Here is a 2,777-nt window from a genome sequence, read left to right on the forward strand (position 1 = left end):
TATCAAAGACTTTAACTGTAAAAGTAGGAGCACTCCAGTTTCCATCTTTATAACCAGCATCACCGCCAAAATAGCCTGCAACGACATTGCTCATGGAATAAAGTTGAGAACCATTTATCGCATCAGTGGATACTGCTGTAATCGAACCAGCCTTAACGCCGGAAAGAGTCCGTGCCGCATTATCAACGTTTGCAATACTTACNAATAAAGTTGAGAACCATTTATCGCATCAGTGGATACTGCTGTAATCGAACCAGCCTTAACGCCGGAAAGAGTCCGTGCCGCATTATCAACGTTTGCAATACTTACTTTAGTTCCTCTTACTTTTCTACCAATGGTAATAAGTCCTGCTGTATCTTGCGCAACAAGCTTATCACCCACCACATTTTTAATCTCTTTATTAATATTTACAAAAGAATCATTCACACCAGCAAAGGCATCTGCGACATTATTATATTTTTTCTTAGTCTCCTTACCATTTTTATCAAAGACATTAACTGTAAAAGTAGGAGCACTCCAGTTCCCATCTTTATAGCTAGCACCACCGCCAAAAGACTTCGCAACCCCAGCGCCCAATTTATAAAGCTGGGAACCAGTGATTGCGTGATTCGATGTTGCGCTAACCAAACCATCACGAACACCAGTAATAAACCGCGCCTCATGAGAATTATTTGCAACGTCTACTATATAACCCCTTTTGTTCGCACCAATGGTAATAAGCCCTGCTGCATCTTGCTTAACAATCATATCAGACAAGATTTTATCAATTTTATTATTAATTTCTCTCTGATATATCCCCCAAACATTTCCCCAACCCGCAAACGCATTATCAATGGCTGTTCCAACCTCAAACTTAATAGTTTTTCCTATATTAAGTTTAAAATTGCTGAATTCATTCTTTACACCTCTGAATGCACTATTTACCCCTACAAACGCAGATCCAACATCTCTATACACGTTACCGTCAATTACATAGGTTGGCGCAACACTTTTAAGTATATTTGCACCACCACCAAAATACTCCGCTACATTACCCCACTTATCACAAGCAGAAACAGGAGAAGCATTTGATAAAAAGACAGCTACTGACACTAATGAAAGCGTTTTAATAAAAGGCAATCGATAAGACGAGCAAGAATTTTTTAAATTACTCACTGCTAGCGTGTGTGGTGTGGTATATATTTTTTTCATAATAAATCCTCTAAGTAAGAAAAAGATATTAAAAACATTAAAAAGACATATTCCGGTGCTACTAGGCTCCAGAGATTGTTTTTTCTTGTTTTATAAAAGATTAGGGTTGTCATAATGCGGAAGAGGACTATCTAAGATCTCAATGAGATAGAAGTCGACGTTGATCGATAGTCCAATTAATAAGGTTTTTGTTTATCCCCCTTTAAGGAGGGGTGTTTTCTTTTAGCAGAGCTTTTAAATTTAAAGGTGAAGAAAGGTGAACGAAGTATAGAAAAAACATGTTTGCGTACTATTATTTAGGTGTTGTGTGTTTAAGAGGCAATAAAGGATGTTTATTGCGGAAGGGAGTTAAGTTGTTTGATGAGTGACTTAGAGCGTTTTTTGTAGGGTTGCGCTTTTGTTGTGAGAATAAGCGAGGTACCCTCGAGCTTTGGATTTATATCTCTCAAAACTTTTTGAAATAAAATGATAGTGATAGTGTGATTTTTTCATGATTTACTGCACCCCGCTTTGCAAAAAGATTCTTAGTATCTTTTAACCAACTTTTCACATTCTTACAGACTATTTAAAAAATAGCAAGAAAAAAATGATTTAAATTATTTTTTATTAATGTGTCTTTCTGATTTATGAAATAATTCTAAAATTCATAGCCTCATTGTCTGCACTTTAGGTTTTTATAAAAGTGCTGGTGCATTGTTATGCTTCAAATATCCCTATTTTGATCAAAGTGAGTCTTATTTAATTATTCCGGCTGCTGCATACAAAGATAATAATAAACATAGTAAAAATGAGATTTTTTATTTCTTTAAGCATACCCCCCAATGGATATTTCTATTAATAAAGTTATAAACCGTACAGTTTTAAAATATTGTGCGATTGCGCACTCTATTAATTTATATGAAGGCATCACTCTGCATTTGTAAATTTTTTTTGTTAAAACGCTTCAATGTAACTAAAATCAGTCCTACTAAGATATTACTACAAAATACATTGTTATAAAACTTTATAAGTATACTACTCTATGAATTTCTGTGTAAAATATCACTTCTTTATAAAATGTTTACCCTTGTCTGATGAGACAAGAAGGAAAAACTCCCTTAAAAATAAATATCAATTACTCAAATAATTCTTTTTGGAGATGATAAATGATTTTTTCATATAAAATTTCACAATAAAAAATATATTTTTACTCGAAATACACCCTTATTTTTTATTGCTATTCATTTATGATGAAAATAACTTTCCTTCCCTTTAAATGGCACATGTAACGCATTTGATAAGAGAAGGAAAATTTATTTCGAATTTTCTATTGTTAATTCAGTGTTACCCTAAATCCAGCACCTACACCCCAATGTCCCCCAGCACTCGTTGCAGATACGTTAGAGCGAAATCTTCCATTTTCAGACATATAACCAGCTCCAATAGCAAGTGCAGATTGACTGCGCCATACACCCGTACCAAGTGAAAAACTTAATTTTCCCGGTGTATCGTCATAGCTTAAATTAGACACCGCTAGACCAATAGCAGCAGCTTGTCTTGCTTCCTTGCGAACATCCTCAATAGCATAATTCAATGTCTCAAACTTC

Annotated in this window: 3 protein-coding genes; all 3 read right to left on the bottom strand. The window is 34.6% G+C overall.

Going from position 1 to position 2,777, the window contains the following annotated elements:
- On the bottom strand, positions 1–196 hold a 196-nt coding region (locus ACFIMC_RS10110), incomplete at its 3' end, for a hypothetical protein (protein WP_375685757.1).
- 2 nt (positions 197–198) lie between these two features.
- Positions 199–1,191, bottom strand: a complete 993-nt coding sequence (locus ACFIMC_RS10115) for a hypothetical protein (RefSeq protein WP_375685753.1) — start codon at positions 1,189–1,191, stop codon at positions 199–201.
- 1,312 nt (positions 1,192–2,503) lie between these two features.
- The coding region (locus tag ACFIMC_RS10120) for a YadA-like family protein (RefSeq protein WP_375685755.1) at positions 2,504–2,777 on the bottom strand (274 nt) is incomplete at its 5' end.

This window comes from Bartonella sp. AP21QHHD, from assembly GCF_042196205.1.
Taxonomy (GTDB): domain Bacteria; phylum Pseudomonadota; class Alphaproteobacteria; order Rhizobiales; family Rhizobiaceae; genus Bartonella.